13 protein-coding genes are annotated in these 13,369 nt (G+C 69.8%); 3 read left to right on the top strand and 10 right to left on the bottom strand.

Annotated elements, in window-relative coordinates; genetic code table 11:
* Positions 1–28: 28 nt before the first annotated feature.
* From IE206_RS19980 to IE206_RS19965, 5 genes are all read right to left on the bottom strand, one after another.
* Positions 29–2,032, bottom strand: coding sequence for an endo-beta-N-acetylglucosaminidase (locus IE206_RS19980; RefSeq protein WP_226599832.1), 2,004 nt, complete (start codon positions 2,030–2,032; stop codon positions 29–31).
* A gap of 22 nt (positions 2,033–2,054) precedes the next feature.
* Entirely contained in the window at positions 2,055–3,296 is a 1,242-nt protein-coding gene (locus IE206_RS42495) for a glycoside hydrolase 5 family protein (protein WP_226599833.1), read from the bottom strand.
* A gap of 44 nt (positions 3,297–3,340) precedes the next feature.
* The gene (locus IE206_RS19975; protein WP_189963819.1) at positions 3,341–4,231 is read right to left on the bottom strand and encodes a carbohydrate ABC transporter permease; all 891 of its coding nucleotides are present in this window, start codon (positions 4,229–4,231) and stop codon (positions 3,341–3,343) included.
* A gap of 25 nt (positions 4,232–4,256) precedes the next feature.
* Positions 4,257–5,216: a carbohydrate ABC transporter permease gene (locus tag IE206_RS19970; RefSeq protein WP_189963817.1), complete on the bottom strand. Its 960-nt coding sequence runs from the start codon at positions 5,214–5,216 to the stop codon at positions 4,257–4,259.
* Positions 5,217–5,291: 75 nt separating this feature from the next.
* Positions 5,292–6,587, bottom strand: coding sequence for an ABC transporter substrate-binding protein (locus tag IE206_RS19965; RefSeq protein WP_189963815.1), 1,296 nt, complete (start codon positions 6,585–6,587; stop codon positions 5,292–5,294).
* A 221-nt stretch (positions 6,588–6,808) separates the two neighbouring features.
* On the opposite strand from IE206_RS19965, the gene IE206_RS19960 reads away from it, so the two are divergent.
* Positions 6,809–7,888 (top strand): LacI family DNA-binding transcriptional regulator, encoded by a 1,080-nt coding sequence (locus IE206_RS19960; RefSeq protein ID WP_226599834.1) that lies wholly within the window; start codon positions 6,809–6,811, stop codon positions 7,886–7,888.
* A 64-nt stretch (positions 7,889–7,952) separates the two neighbouring features.
* Here the strand turns inward: IE206_RS19960 and IE206_RS19955 are convergent, their stop codons facing one another.
* Complete coding sequence (locus tag IE206_RS19955) at positions 7,953–8,393, bottom strand: hypothetical protein (RefSeq protein ID WP_189963814.1); 441 nt, start codon at positions 8,391–8,393, stop codon at positions 7,953–7,955.
* A gap of 105 nt (positions 8,394–8,498) precedes the next feature.
* On the opposite strand from IE206_RS19955, the gene IE206_RS19950 reads away from it, so the two are divergent.
* Both IE206_RS19950 and IE206_RS19945 read left to right on the top strand, forming a co-directional pair.
* Positions 8,499–9,329, top strand: coding sequence for a helix-turn-helix domain-containing protein (locus tag IE206_RS19950; RefSeq protein ID WP_189963812.1), 831 nt, complete (start codon positions 8,499–8,501; stop codon positions 9,327–9,329).
* Complete coding sequence (locus tag IE206_RS19945; protein ID WP_189963810.1) at positions 9,326–9,529, top strand: DUF397 domain-containing protein; 204 nt, start codon at positions 9,326–9,328, stop codon at positions 9,527–9,529. The genes IE206_RS19950 and IE206_RS19945 overlap by 4 nt, the downstream gene beginning before the upstream one ends.
* Before the next feature lie 64 nt (positions 9,530–9,593).
* On the opposite strand, the gene IE206_RS19940 is transcribed toward IE206_RS19945, so the two are convergent.
* The 4 genes from IE206_RS19940 to IE206_RS19925 all read right to left on the bottom strand — a co-directional run bounded on the left by IE206_RS19940 (position 9,594) and on the right by IE206_RS19925 (position 13,345).
* Complete coding sequence (locus IE206_RS19940; RefSeq protein WP_189963808.1) at positions 9,594–11,825, bottom strand: HelD family protein; 2,232 nt, start codon at positions 11,823–11,825, stop codon at positions 9,594–9,596.
* A gap of 163 nt (positions 11,826–11,988) precedes the next feature.
* The gene (locus IE206_RS19935; RefSeq protein WP_308433938.1) at positions 11,989–12,321 is read right to left on the bottom strand and encodes a thioredoxin family protein; all 333 of its coding nucleotides are present in this window, start codon (positions 12,319–12,321) and stop codon (positions 11,989–11,991) included.
* On the bottom strand, positions 12,318–12,761 hold the full coding sequence (locus IE206_RS19930) for a MerR family transcriptional regulator (protein WP_189963806.1): 444 nt from the start codon (positions 12,759–12,761) through the stop codon (positions 12,318–12,320). The genes IE206_RS19935 and IE206_RS19930 overlap by 4 nt, the downstream gene beginning before the upstream one ends.
* Before the next feature lie 53 nt (positions 12,762–12,814).
* On the bottom strand, positions 12,815–13,345 hold the full coding sequence (locus IE206_RS19925) for an Lrp/AsnC family transcriptional regulator (RefSeq protein WP_189963804.1): 531 nt from the start codon (positions 13,343–13,345) through the stop codon (positions 12,815–12,817).
* Positions 13,346–13,369 lie beyond the last annotated feature (24 nt).

Raw genomic sequence — 13,369 nt, 5'->3', positions numbered from 1 at the left:
GGGGACTCCGTTTCGGGGTGGGATGGATCTACCAGGTGTGGGCGGCCGGGGCCGGACCGGACGCGGCGTACAGCTCGCCCACCGCCCGCACCTCGAAGCGCGCCGCCTTCTCGCCCTGCTCGCGCACCAGGCCCGGCACGTAGTACGCGCTCTGGCACGTGCCGCCGAGGAAGCGCCGGGTGCCGTCCGGGAGGATCCGGTGCAGTTCGTAATGGCGTACGGGGCCGGGGGCGCCGAGCCAGGTGAAGCGCATACCGTCCGACCCTGCGGTCACCTTCAACTCCCGTGGGGATCCGGGTACGTGAGGACCATCGTGCAGGGCGAGCGCGCCGAGTCGGTAGGTCAGCGCGCCGGCCGGCGTAAGACGTACCCCTATCGCCCTCGCCGTGCCGGACAGACCGGTCAGGTGCAACCGGGTCGTGGTCCACCCGCCCGCCTTCAGCGCGCCGGCCGGTATGCAGCGGTACGGGTGAGGGGCGCCCGGCCTCGCCGGTTCGGCGGTCGCCACGGCCAGCTCGACGACGACGTCCGCGTCGGCCCGGTGGGTGAGTTCCACGACCGTGCGTTTCGACAACGGCAGGCGCGTCACGTACAGGTCCAGGGTGACCGGCGCGCCCGGGCTTCCCGAGAGCAGCACGCTGCTGCCGCCCCGCCATGCGTCCGCGAAGTCGAAGGCGACGGTGGGGTGTCGACCGGTCGTGCGGGTGACCCAGCGCCGGGACGGCAGCCGGTCCTGGAGGCCCAGGTGGTTCCACTCGGCGGGCGACGTCACCTTGCCGGCCTCGTACCAGCGCAGTCCGTGGCCCGTGTTGAAGGTGGTGGCGAAGGGCAGTGCGCTCACCGTCGAACGGTCGGCCACCGCCACGGCCGGGGCGCGCCAGCCGGACCCGGCCTCGGGGCGCGACGGGTCGAGCGACGAGCCCGTCCAGAAGCGGTCGTCCGCGGCGTGGAAGTCGCCGGGGGTGCGGTTCGCGGGAAGGTGATTGCGGGTCCACTCCGGGCGGTAGAAGCCGAACGACGAGACGTGAGGCCCGGTCGCGGGGATGATCGCGTCCCAGTCCACCGACGAGTCCAAGCCGTTGGACTCCACGTCCACCCCGGCCCACAACTCGTAGCGGCTGCGGGCCAGTTGCCCGGCTTTCGTGCCGGACGCGGCCAGGGTTCCGGCCGTCCAGCGGAAGTCCAGGAACATGGTGTCGGCGGCCTCGAAGAACGCCTGGTTCCGGCTGTTCAGCGCACCCTGCCAGCTCACCGAGCCGTTCGCGGTCATCGCGTCGTACCAGGTGACGCGCTGCCCCCTGGCCGCACCGAGCGCCTTGAGCTCCTTCACGAAGCCGAGCATGTCGGTGGCGAGCGCGGTGTTCCCGCCGTCGGTCTCGGCGTTGATGAACCATCCGTCGAAGCCGTACGCGGCGGCCACCGCGACCAGTTGGGCGGCCAGCGGGTAGCGGCCGGAGGCGTCCCTCTGCACCAGGTCGCGCGTCCACCGGAGCTGCCCGCCGTACGCCGCCGGAGGCAGGAAGACGTTGCCGAGGACGCGTACGCCGTGCCGGTGGGCGGCGTCCACCACCGGCGCGTTCGGCGCGAGGATCAGGCCCTCGCCCGACGATCCTCCCCAGAAGACCAGCTCGTCGATGTATGCCCAGTGCGTCAGCGCGTAGTAGTCGGCGGTGGGCGCGCCCTGCGAGGGGTTGGACGCGGTGGGGCCGAAGGAGACCAGGGACTGGATGCGGGCCTGGCCCGCCCGCGCTGTCTGGTTCGCCGGGGTGGGGGTGAAGCGCCGGGCGAGCGGCACGGTCGCCGCATTGAACGCCAGGTCGGCGTCGGTGGCCTTCCGCCAGGACTTCAGGCTGCGCCACGTGACGCCCTCGCCGGGGCTGCCCGACGGCAGCGAGTCCGGGTACCAGTAGGAGGCGTACGGCTGAACTGGGTTACCTTGCCCAGGAGTTGATGCGAAAGCGGGGAGTGCTGGGGCGAGGGCGGCTGCCGCGCCGGCTAGGACCACGGCGCGTCTGGTGGGGTGCGGGTTCACGGGGTGCCTCCTGGCGGGAGCGTTACCGGACCTGGTCGGGGGTGACGACTTCGGTGATGCCGCGCGCGGCGAGGTGCGCCTCGTCGTCGGCCCGTGGTGCGAGGACGGTGGTGGGGCGGGCGCCGTCGGCGGTGAGCCGGAAGAACGCCTCGAAGACGGCGCCGCCGGGGGCGCACACGGAGCGGGCGGCCGGGTCATCGGGTACGGCGAGGGCGGTCGTGCGGGGTGCGGGGGCGTAGCCGCGTACGCCGTCACGGAATGCGGCGGCGGTGCGGGCGAGGACCTGGGCGGTGTCCTTGGGGCGCCGGTCGTTGGTCAACAGGCCGAGCCCGTATTCGAGTTCGGGAAAGTCGGCCAGGTCGCGCGAGACGTCGTGGGAGCACCACCAGGTGATGCCCCACAGGTCGGGGCAGTCCAGGGCGTTCTCGACCGTCGCCTCGGTGAAGGCGGCGGCGTGCACGGGCGGCACCAGCGGGGCGGGGGCGCCGACCTCCTGGAGCCAGACCGGGCGGTGCGGGTCGTCCGCCCATGCCTTGGACAGCTCGACGAGATAGGCGGCGTGGTGCTCGGTCGGTACGGAGATCCGGCCGTGCCGTTGCGCGGTGCCGTTGAAGACCCAGGAGTGCACGGCGGTCAGCGCGCCGCGCCGGGCCGCCTGGGCCGGGGTGAACGGCATGTCGTCCTGGTACCAGCACGCGTCGTACTCGGCATGCAGATGGAGCTTCCCGGGCGCGCCCTCCTCGCAGGTCGCCAGCATCCTCTCCAGCCAGGCGTCGACCTCGGCCTGGGTGGCCCGGTCGGGATCGGGGTGCGGGCCCGCCGAGAACTGATTGACCTCGTTGCCCAGCGTCATGCCGATGAAGTTGGGCCGGTCGGCGAGGGCGGCGGCCAGGGTGCGCAGGTAGGCGGCCTGCCCGTCGGCGACCTCGGGGTCGGTGAACAGGTTGCGGCGGTGCCAGGTGCGGGTCCAGGCGGGCAGGAAGTCGAAGCTCGACAGATGCCCTTGCAGTCCGTCGACGTTGACGTCCAGGCCGCGTTCGGCGGCGGCGTCCGCGAGGTCGACGAGGTGCTCGACCGCGCGGGCCCTGATCAGGGTGCGGTTGGGCTGGAAGTAGGGCCAGAGCGGGAAGACCCGTACGTGGTCGAGGCCGAGCGCGGCGATGGAGTCGAGGTCGGCCCGCACCGCGTCCGGGTCGTAGTCGAGCCAGTGGTGGAACCAGCCTTGGCTGGGCGTGTAGTTGACGCCGAAGCGCGGGGCTGCCATGAGGTGAGCTCCAAGTCGGTCGTGCGGTAGGGGAGTTGAGGTGGTCAGCCCTTGACCGCGCCCTCGCCGACGCCGCGGAAGAAGAACCGCTGGAGGCAGGCGAACATCACGATCAGCGGGGCGACGGCGATGATGGTGCCCGCCGCGACGACGCGCTGGTTGTTGGAGAACGTGCCCTGCAGGAAGTTCAGGCCGACGGTCAGCGTGAAGTGGTCGGAGTCGGAGAGCACGATCAGCGGCCACAGGAAGTCGTCCCAGGCGCCCATGAAGGAGAAGATCGCGACGACCGCGAGCGTTCCCTTCACGGCGGGCAGCGCGATCCGGGTGAAGCGCTGCCACACGTTGGCGCCGTCGACGATGGCCGCCTCTTCGATCTCGTACGGGATGTTGTCGAAGGCGTTGCGCATGAGCAGCACGTTCATCGCGCCGATGCAGCCGGGCAGCACCACGGCGACCAGGGTGTTGTTGAGTTCGAGCGAGCGCATGGTCGCGAACTGGGCCAGCATGATCGCTTCCATCGGCACCAGGAGTGCCAGGACGAAGACGATTCCGGCGGCGCCGCGGCCCTTGAAGCGCAGCCGGGAGAGCGCGTACCCGGCCATCGCGGCGCCGACCACGTTGGTCAGGACGTTGCTGAGCGCCACCTTCACGGAGTTCAGGATGAAGTCCCAGACCGGGATGATGTCCGCGACGCCCCGGTAGCTGGCGAAGGTGGGGTGCTCGGGCAGCAGCCGGGGCGGCGAGGTGTAGATGTCCTCGGTGGTGCCCTTGAGCGAGGTGGACAGCTGCCACAGGAACGGCCCGATCATGATCAGCAGCACGATGACGAGGGCCGCGTACCGCAGGGCCTTGCGCCAACGGGGGGCGCGGGTGCGGCGGGGTCCGGCGGGGATGCGGGAATCGGCGGACGCGGGGGCGTGGGCGGCGGCGGCCATCAGTGAGTGTCCTTCCGGTCGGCCATCAGTCCTTGTCCTTCCGGTCGGCCCGCAGTACGAGGAGCATCAGGACCAGGGTCAGCAGGAAGAGCACGATCGACATGGCGGAGGCATAGCCGGTGCGGCCCTGGAGTCCGGTGCCGGCCCGCTGGATGAGCATGACGAGGGTGGTGTCGGCGCCGCCGGGCCCGCCGGTCGGCCCCGCGATCATGAAGACCTCGGTGAAGACCTTGAAGGCGGAGACCGAGGAGAGGGCGCCGACCAGAACCATCGTGGAGCGCACGGACGGCATGGTGATGGAGAGGAAGCGGCGGATCGGCCCGGCCCCGTCGACCTCGGCGGCCTCGTGCAGCTCCTTTGGCACGTTCGCGAGCGCGGCCAAGTAAATGATCATGTAGTAGCCGAGACCCTTCCACACGGTCAGGGCCATGGAACTGAGCAGCAGCAGCCACTCGTTGGACAGGAACGGCACCGGGTCGACGCCGACCATGTGCAGGACGCCGTTGATGAAGCCGCGGTCGTCCAGCATCCACACCCACATCAGGGCGACGACCACGACGGACGCCACGACCGGCGTGTAGTACGCGGACCGGAAGAAGGCGATGCCGGGGATGTGCCGCTGCACGAGGAGTGCGAGCAGCAGCGGCAGGAAGACCAGGCAGGGCACGACCAGGACCACGTACAGCGCGCTGTTGCGCAGGGCGACCCAGAACTGGTCGTCGTGGACGAGCGCGGTGAAGTTGTCGAAGCCGACGAAGCTGCCGGTGGTCAGGGTGCGGGCGTCGGTGAATGACTTCCACACCGTGGCGAGGAACGGGTAGAGGTTGAAGGCGAGGGTGATCAGGAGTCCGGGCGCCAGGAACAGCCAGGGGCTGAAGGCCTTGTGCGTACGGGCCGTGGTGCGGCCCGTACGCCGGCCGGGGGCGGCGGTGCGCGGGCGGCCCGCGGCCCCCTGCGCGGCGACGGTGGTGGTCGAGGTGCTCATGGCTTGCACCGCCGGGTCGGTGTGGAGGTGCTCGTCGCCGGCACCGAGGAGTGGCTCATGTCTCGGTCCACCGGGTCACTTCTGCTGGATCAGCTTGGTCATCTGGTTCGCCGCGCTGTCCAGGGCCTCCTTCGGGGACTCCTTGCCCTGGAGGCACTTGGCGATCTCGTTGCGCAGGATCGTCTTCATCTCGTCGCTGAACAGCACCGGCGTGTAGTTGACGGCGGTCGGCAGCATCTTGGCCGAGGCGACCCGGATCTTGCCCTCCTCCGTACTGTCGGCCTTGGTCCAGTACTCCTTGTCGAGCGAGCCCTTGGTGCTGGGGAAGACGGCGACCTTGTGGCCGAAGTCCTCCTGGTTCTTCTGGTCGGTGACGAAGTGCGCGAAGGCGAGGGCGGTCGCGGCGTTCTTGCTCTGCGAGTTGACGGAGAGACCCTGCAGGTACATGTTCTGCTTGCCGGTGTTGGTCGGTACGTCGGTGATGCCGAGGCTGCCGTAGAGCGTCGGGGCGTTCTTCTTGAAGGTCTCCAGGTCGTGGGCGCTGCCCGGGTTCATGGCGATCTCCTGCTGGAGGAACTTCTGCCCGGCCGTCTCGGCGGTGAGCGTCAGGGCCTGCTTGTGCAGCCCGCCCTCCTTGAACATCTCCTGATACTTGGTCAGGAATTCGACGCCCTTGGCATCGTTGAAGGTGAACTTCGTCCCGTCCTTGCTCATGATGTCGACGCCGTACCGTCCGAAGTCCTCGACCGTCGGCGGCTGCGCGAGGGTGGCCTTGCCCTTCTTCGCCAACTGGGCTGCATCCGCAAAGAGTTCGTCAAAGGTCTTCGGCGCCTTGTCCGGGTCGAGGCCGGCGTCCTTGAACATGGTCTTGTTGTAGAAGAGCGGGCCGGTGTTGAGGTACCAGGGGAAGGCGTACGAGCCGTCGAGGCCGGGCATGTCGAAGCCCTGCCAGGCTCCGTCCAGGTATTCGGGCCTGAACTTGGCGGCGACCTTGTCCTTGTCCAGGTTGAGCAGGGTGCCTGCCTTGGCGAGCGGATAGGCGAGGTCCGGAGAGAGGTTCACGACATCGGGGAGGGTGCCGGCGGTGGCGTCGGCACTCAGCTTGTCGGCGTAGTTGTCGGCGGGCTGGTCCACCCACTTCACCTTGGTGCCGGGGTTCGCCTTCTCGAAGTCCTTGATGACGCCTTCGAAGTAGTCCTTGAAGTTGGCGCGGAGGTTCCAGGTCTGGAACTTGATCTCGCCCTCGACCTTCCCGTCGGTGGCCGAACCCTTGCCGCTCCCGCCGCCCCCGCATGCGGTGAGCACGGTGAGCGAGAGGGCCGCGCCGAGCCCGACGGCCGTCCGGATCGCGACACTGCGATGAATGGACATGAGTGGCTGACTCCTTCGCCTCGTCCCGATGACGTTGCCGCACACCATGCAGCGTGAATTAATTGGCCGTCAATGGCGAATAAGTGAGCCGAATTACTAAACATACAGGTCAGCGAGGCTAAAAAGGACTAAAGTCCCGAATATTTGACGCCTACTAACACGGTTTAGTGGCGATCAACTAAACCGTGTTACTTACGCGTTGCTGCGGCTACCATCGGCCCATGAGCGAGATCGAAAGCGATGCGCCGCCGCCCCGCCGTCCGACCATGAAAGACGTGGCCAGAGAGGCCGGTGTCTCCACCAGCGCGGTCTCGTTCGCGCTCAACAACCGGCCCGGGGTGTCCGATGCGACCCGCCGCCGGGTCATACGGGTCGCGGACCGGCTCGGCTGGCGGCCGAGCTCCGCCGCGCGTGCGCTCTCCGGCGAGAACGCGGGCGCGATCGGGCTGGTCCTGGCCCGCCCGGCGGACAGCCTGGGCGGGGAGTCGTTCTTCCTCCAGCTCGTCTCGGGCATCCAGGCGAGCCTCGCCCCGCGCGACCAGCCGCTGGTGTTCCAGATGGTGGAGGACGTCCAGGCGGAGTGCGAGCTGTACCGGCGCTGGTGGGCGGAGGGGCGGGTCGACGGGGTGATCGTGGTCGACCCCCGGGTGTCGGATCCCCGCCCCGAGACCCTGGCGGTCCTCGGCCTGCCCGCCGTGGTCATCGGCGGCATGGAGGCCCCCGGCAACCCGGACGCGCCCCAACTCCCGCGCCGGGCAAGGCTTTCCAACATCTGGGCCGACGACTCGGGCGCGATGGACCTGATCGTCCGCCACCTGTACGCACTGGGCCACCGCCGCATCGGCCACATCGCGGGTACGCCGGGCTTCGCCCATACGGCACGCAGGATCGCGTCGCTGCGGGCGGCCGGGCGACGGCTCGGCCTGGAGCAGGCGGTGTCGGTGACGACGGACTTCACGGACCGTCAAGGGGCGAAGGCGGCGCGGCGGCTGTTCTCGGCCCCAGCCCCACCCACCGCGCTCATCTGCGACAACGAGGTGATGGCGGTGGCGGCGGTCAGCGTCGCGGCCGAGCGGGGCCTGCACATCCCGCGGGACGTGTCGGTGGTGTCCTGGGAGGACTCGGTGATCTGCCACACGCTGCATCCCCAACTCACGGCGCTGGTCCGCAAGGCGGACGAGTTCGGACACCGCGCGGCGGGGGAACTGCTGGCCCTGCTGGACGGGGGAGCCCCCCGCCAGCTTCAGGATCCGTTGCCGCGGTTGCAGCCACGGGAGAGTACGGGCGCGCCTCCCGCGTAGGGGTTGGAGCCGGCCCCGATGGCCCCCGCTCGGCACGGGCGCCGAGGCCGTGGGGCTCCGCCCCTCAGTCCCGCACCAGACGCCGGTCCCACGGATGCCCCAACTCCGCATGCTGGTAGGCCAGTTCGATCCAGCGCGCGGCCAGCTCCCGGCTGTCCGCCGCGACGACCTCCACGGCCAGCAGCTTGATCAGCGCGCACTCGGCGCACGCCCGGGGATCGACCGCCCCCGGTCGCGGCCGCGTGAACTCCGCGAGCTCCCCGGCGTCCAGATTCAGCCCGGCGCCCGCGCCGTGCGGGTGGCCGCGGATGATGCGGGTCGCCTGGCGCACGGCGACAGGATTCCCCGTCATGTGCGCACCGGCCCGCGCGCCGCTGGCCGCCTGGCAGATGTCACACCCGGGCACGGGCAGCTCCCCGGGCTCCAACCGCCGTTGCAGTCCGCCCAGTACGGCCCTGAGCACGTCTGGACTGGGCACCTCGTGCGCACCCCGGTTCCCGAACATCAACGACTCCCCTCCGTAGCGCAACGACTACCGACAGGAGCGAGCGTGGCCTAGAGTGAAGCAGTCTTCAACTTGCGTGGCTTGCTCGGAGAGTTGGGAGCACCGATGGTGAATCGCAGGGAGTTGGACCCCGATCAGTCACCCGGCGCCCGCTTCGGCCAGCGCCTACGCGCCTTGCGGGACGCACGCGGCTGGACCCAGGACGAGCTGGGCGAGCACATGGGGTTCTCCGGGACGCACATTTCCGCAGTCGAAACTAATCGGCGTCCGCCAACTCCCCGCTTCGCGGCAAGTGCTGACAAGGCGCTGGGCACCGGTGATCAGCTCGAACGGCAGGGCCGGGCCGTGTGGCACACCGCGATTTTGGAAGGGTTTCCGGAGTACGTCGCCCAAGAGGTGCGCGCGGCGGAAATGCGCCTCTTCGAGCTGGGAATCATCCCGGGGCTGCTCCAGACACCCGAGTACGCAGCCGCCATCACCACGGGTGCCGTGCGGCGCGGGGCGATCACAGAACATCAGGCCGAGGAACGGCTGTCGCTCCTGGCTCGGCGGCAGGCGTCCCTGAATCGGACTCCCGCTCCCCTGGTGTACGTGGTGCTCGACGAAAGCTGCGTACGGCGCACGGTGGGTGGACCTCGCATCATGAAGGCTCAGCTGGACAGGCTCATCGACTTCGCCGAACTGCCCTCGACGGTATTGCAGGTGGCCCCTTACGACCTTGGCGAACGGCGCGCCTTCGACCTGCCCGTAACGCTGCTGACCCTTCCGGACCGTGCCCATATCGCGTACGCGGAGTCCGCTCAACAGGGCCGTCTGGAACGCGATATGCGGTTCGTGCAGCCCCTGTTGACGGCCTACCATCAGCTACAGGCCGAAGCACTGTCGCAGGCGGCATCCGTGGCCGTAATCGAAGAGGCACGAAAGGGCACACCGTGACGACGACCGACACCCCTCACTGGTTCACATCCTCTTACAGCAGCAACGGCGGCCAGTGCGTCGAGGTCGCCGCCAACCTCGCCGGCTCGCACGGCGTGGTCCCCGTCCGGGACAGCAAGAACCCGGACGGCCCGATACTCACCCTCTCCGCGGCGGCCTTCACCGCGCTCATAGAGTTCGCCAGGCGCGCCAACGCCTAGCCGCGCCTGCTCGCGCCGAAGCCCCGCCTCTCCGGTCCTTCGGAGTGGCGGGGCCTTTTTGCGGCTAGGACGCCAACCCGCCGAGGGCGTGTGGGAGTTCGCCCGTGTGCAGCACCCCCAGCCGCTGCGTAGCCCGCGTCAGCGCGACATACAGGTCGCTCACCCCGTACTCCCCCGGCTCGACCACAAGCACCGCGTCGAACTCCAGGCCCTTCGCCTGACGCGGGTCCAGCAGGACGACCTCCCGAGTCAGGTCGGGGGCGGCCCCCGAGGCCGCGTCGGGCAGCGCCGCCAGGAGCGGGCCGTGCAGGGAGCCCGGCGCGATCACCGCGAGCCGGCCCGAACCCCGCCACGCCGCCACCGATTCCGCCACCGCCGGGGCGAGGGCGGCGGGGGCCACGGCCCGGGTCCAGGGCCGTACCCCCGTGGACCGCACCGAGCTCGGCGGCACGAAGGACGGGTCCGCCGCCCGGCACACCTCGGCGGCCACCGCCATGATCTCCGCCGGTGTGCGGTAGTTGACCCCGAGTCGGACGTGCTCCCAGTTCCCCTCCGCGACGTACGGCGAGAGGATCCGCTCCCACGAGCCCACCCCCGCGGCTTCCGCGGTCTGCGCGGGGTCGCCGACCAGCGTCATCGAACGGGTCGGGCAGCGTCGCATCAGCAGCCGCCAGGCCATCGCCGACAGTTCCTGCGCCTCGTCGACGATGATGTGGCCGAACGCCCACGTGCGGTCCGCCGCGGCCCGCTCGGCCGCGCTGCGGTGGTCGGCCTCCTCGTGCCGCTCCGCCATCCGCTCGGCGTCGATGATGTTGTGCGCCGCGAGCACCTCGGACTCCTCGTCCTCGAACTCGTACGACTCCGAGCCCGCCGAGAGGTCGAGCACGCCCTGCGCGTAGGCGATCCGCTCCTGGCGTTCGGCCTCCGCGGCGGCCCGCGCCGCGCTGTCGTCCTCGCCCAGGATTTCGGCCGCCTCGTCGAGCAGCGGCACATCACCCGGTGTCCACTCGCCGCCCTCCCGCCGGATCAACTTGGCGTCCGCGTCAGGGAGATGGGACGGATCGGAGAGGAAGTCCGCCACGAAATCCTGCGGCGTCAGCTTCGGCCACAGCTCCTCTATCGCCGCGTGCACCTCGCCGCTCGTCGCGATCTCCTTGCCCATCTGGGCCGCGTCGTCCGGGCCGAGCAGGTTCGGGCCGCCGAACGGGTCCGCGCCGATGCGCTCGACCAGTTGCGCCGTGAGCGCGTCGATGATGTGGAACGCGAAGTGCGGCCGCGCCAGGTTGTGCGGAAGCCCGCTCTCGCGCGCCCGCCACCTGGCGTCCTCTGCCATCGCCCGGTCGAGCTGGAGCGTGCCGTACCCGTCGTGCGGGATCTCGATGGCCCACTCGGGCACGGTCTGGCGGTCGCGCACGGCCGCCGCGAGCACCTCGGCCATGGCTGCGCGGCCCTTGACCTCGGCCGCCTCCGGGGTGTCGGTGCCGGTCGCGTGGACGCCGGGGAACAGCTCGGACATCGTCGACAGGAGCACCCCGGTCTCGCCGAGCGAGGGCAGCACGTCGCCGATGTAGCCGAGGAAGGCGGGGTTGGGCCCGACGATGAGCACCGCCCGCCGGGCGAGCAACTCCCGGTATTCGTACAGGAGATACGCCGCCCGGTGCAGCGCGACCACGGTCTTGCCGGTGCCGGGCCCGCCCTCGACGACGAGCACCCCGCGGTGCGGGGCCCGGATGATGCGGTCCTGCTCGGCCTGGATGGTCTGCACGATGTCGTGCATGCGGCCGGTGCGGGCGGCGTCAAGGGCGGCCAGCAGCACCTCGTCGGCGTTGGCGCCCTCGTGCCCGGTGCGCTCCGCGTCCGTCAGGTCCAGGAGTTCGTCGTGGAGCGCGGTGACGGTGCGGCCCTCGGTGGTGATGTGCCGTCTGCGCCGCAATCCCATCGGGGAATGGCCCGTGGCGAGATAGAACGGGCGAGCCACATCGGCCCGCCAGTCGATCACCAGCGGAGTGCGTTCCCGGTCATTCCTGCGGATTCCGATACGCCCGACGTGATGCGCCGTACCGTCCTGGAAATCCAGCCTCCCGAAGCACAGCCCGTTCTCGCCCGCGTTGAGCGCGCCGAGCAGCCCGGACTGCTCGGCGACCATCACATCCCGTTCGAGCCGGGCCTGAAGACCGGTGCCGACCTGCGACAACGCCGACTGCACCGCGACCTCGGCCTGATCCCGCAGATCGTCGAGGCGGGCGTAGAGGTCGGTGATGAATTGCTGTTCCTTCCGAAATTCCTCGGTTGACAATTCCACTCCTGACGCGATACAGTGCTTCCATAAGGCTTTTTCGTGACTTCGTTATGCGAAATCGCGAAACACCTAATATACGCAAGGGAATGCCCCGGATGTCAATTCATCCGGGGCATTTTCTTTGCCGCGATCCGCGTCGGGCAACGCCGTCCGATCGGCGTCAGATCACGTCTTCGAGCTCCTGCAACAGCCGCCGCTTGGGCCGCGCGCCCACCATCGACTTCACGGGTTCCCCGTCGACGAAGACCATGAGCGTGGGCATCGACAGGACGCCGTACTTCGTCGTCGTCTCCGGGTTCGTGTCCACATCGAGCTGGACGATCTTCAACCGGGCCGCCTCCTCCACCGCCAGCGCACTCAGCACGGGGGCGATCTGCCGGCACGGCGGACACCAGTCGGCGGTGAACTCCACCAGAACCGGAAGCGCGGCCCCCATCACCGCGCCGGCGAAGGTCTCGTCCGTGACCTCGTCCACGCCTGCCGCCTTGATCATCGCGTCATCCCCTCACTCCTCGGTCCCCCGGTCGCTTCCGGGCTCAACTCGCAGCGGGGTTCCGGACCGCCCGGAATCTCCGCCGCCGCCATCACCTCGGCCCGCGCCAGCTCCGCGCCGACCTGCGCGCGTACGGCACCGAGCTCGCCGATCAGCGCGTCGAGCTCGGCCAGCTTGCGGCGGTACACCGCGAGCGACGCCGGACAGGTGTCCCCCGCCGGATGTCCGGCCCGCAGGCAGTCCACGAACGGGCGGGTCTCCTCCAGCTCGAACCCGAAGTCCTGCAGGGTTCTGATCTGCTGGAGCAACCGCAGGTCAGCCTCGTCGTACGACCGGTAGCCGTTGTCGGTGCGCCGCGCGGCGAGCAGGCCGCGCGACTCGTAGTACCGAAGCGTGCGGGTCGTCGTGCCCGCCCGTGCCGCAAGTTCGCCGATGCGCATGACCAAGAACGTAAGCCTTTACGTCGGCGTCAAGGCAAGAAGCCCGGAGCGGCTCAGTCCCGTACCGGTGGCAGCAGCGGTTTTCCCTCGCGCCCGCCCACCGGTGACGACAGGACGATCGACGTGGTCGTGCGGCCGAGGGCCGAGGTCTGCTCCAGGATCTCCTCCAGGTGGATCGTGTCGGCGACGGCCACCTTGATGATCCAGCAGTCCTCGCCGACCACGTGGTGCACCTCGATGACCTCCGGCCGCCCCATCAGCTCCAGGGTCCTGGGGTGCTTGAGGTTGTAGCCGCCGTGCGGGCTGACCCGGATGAAGGCCTGGATGCCATAGCCGAGTCGGGCCGGGTCGACCCGCGCCCCGTACCCGGTGATCGCCCCGCTCGCCTCCAGCCTGCGCAGCCGCTCGGTGACCGCGGCCGGGCTCAGCCGGACCCGCCGGCCCAGTTCGCTGAGCTTGATCCGGCCCTCCCGCTGGACGACTTCGAGGAGCTGCCGGTCGACCTGATCGAAGCCCCCTGACGAATCGTTGGCGACGGCGCGCGAATGCCGTGGTTCTTTCGGTACGGCCGCGAGATCTCCCACGTTTCCCCCTTCAGTGCCGGGGCC

The sequence above is a fragment of the Streptomyces violascens genome (assembly GCF_014649955.1).
Taxonomy (GTDB): domain Bacteria; phylum Actinomycetota; class Actinomycetes; order Streptomycetales; family Streptomycetaceae; genus Streptomyces; species Streptomyces violascens.
Note: the sequence above shows the minus strand (reverse complement) of the source record. Positions and strands in the feature narration are given on the sequence as shown.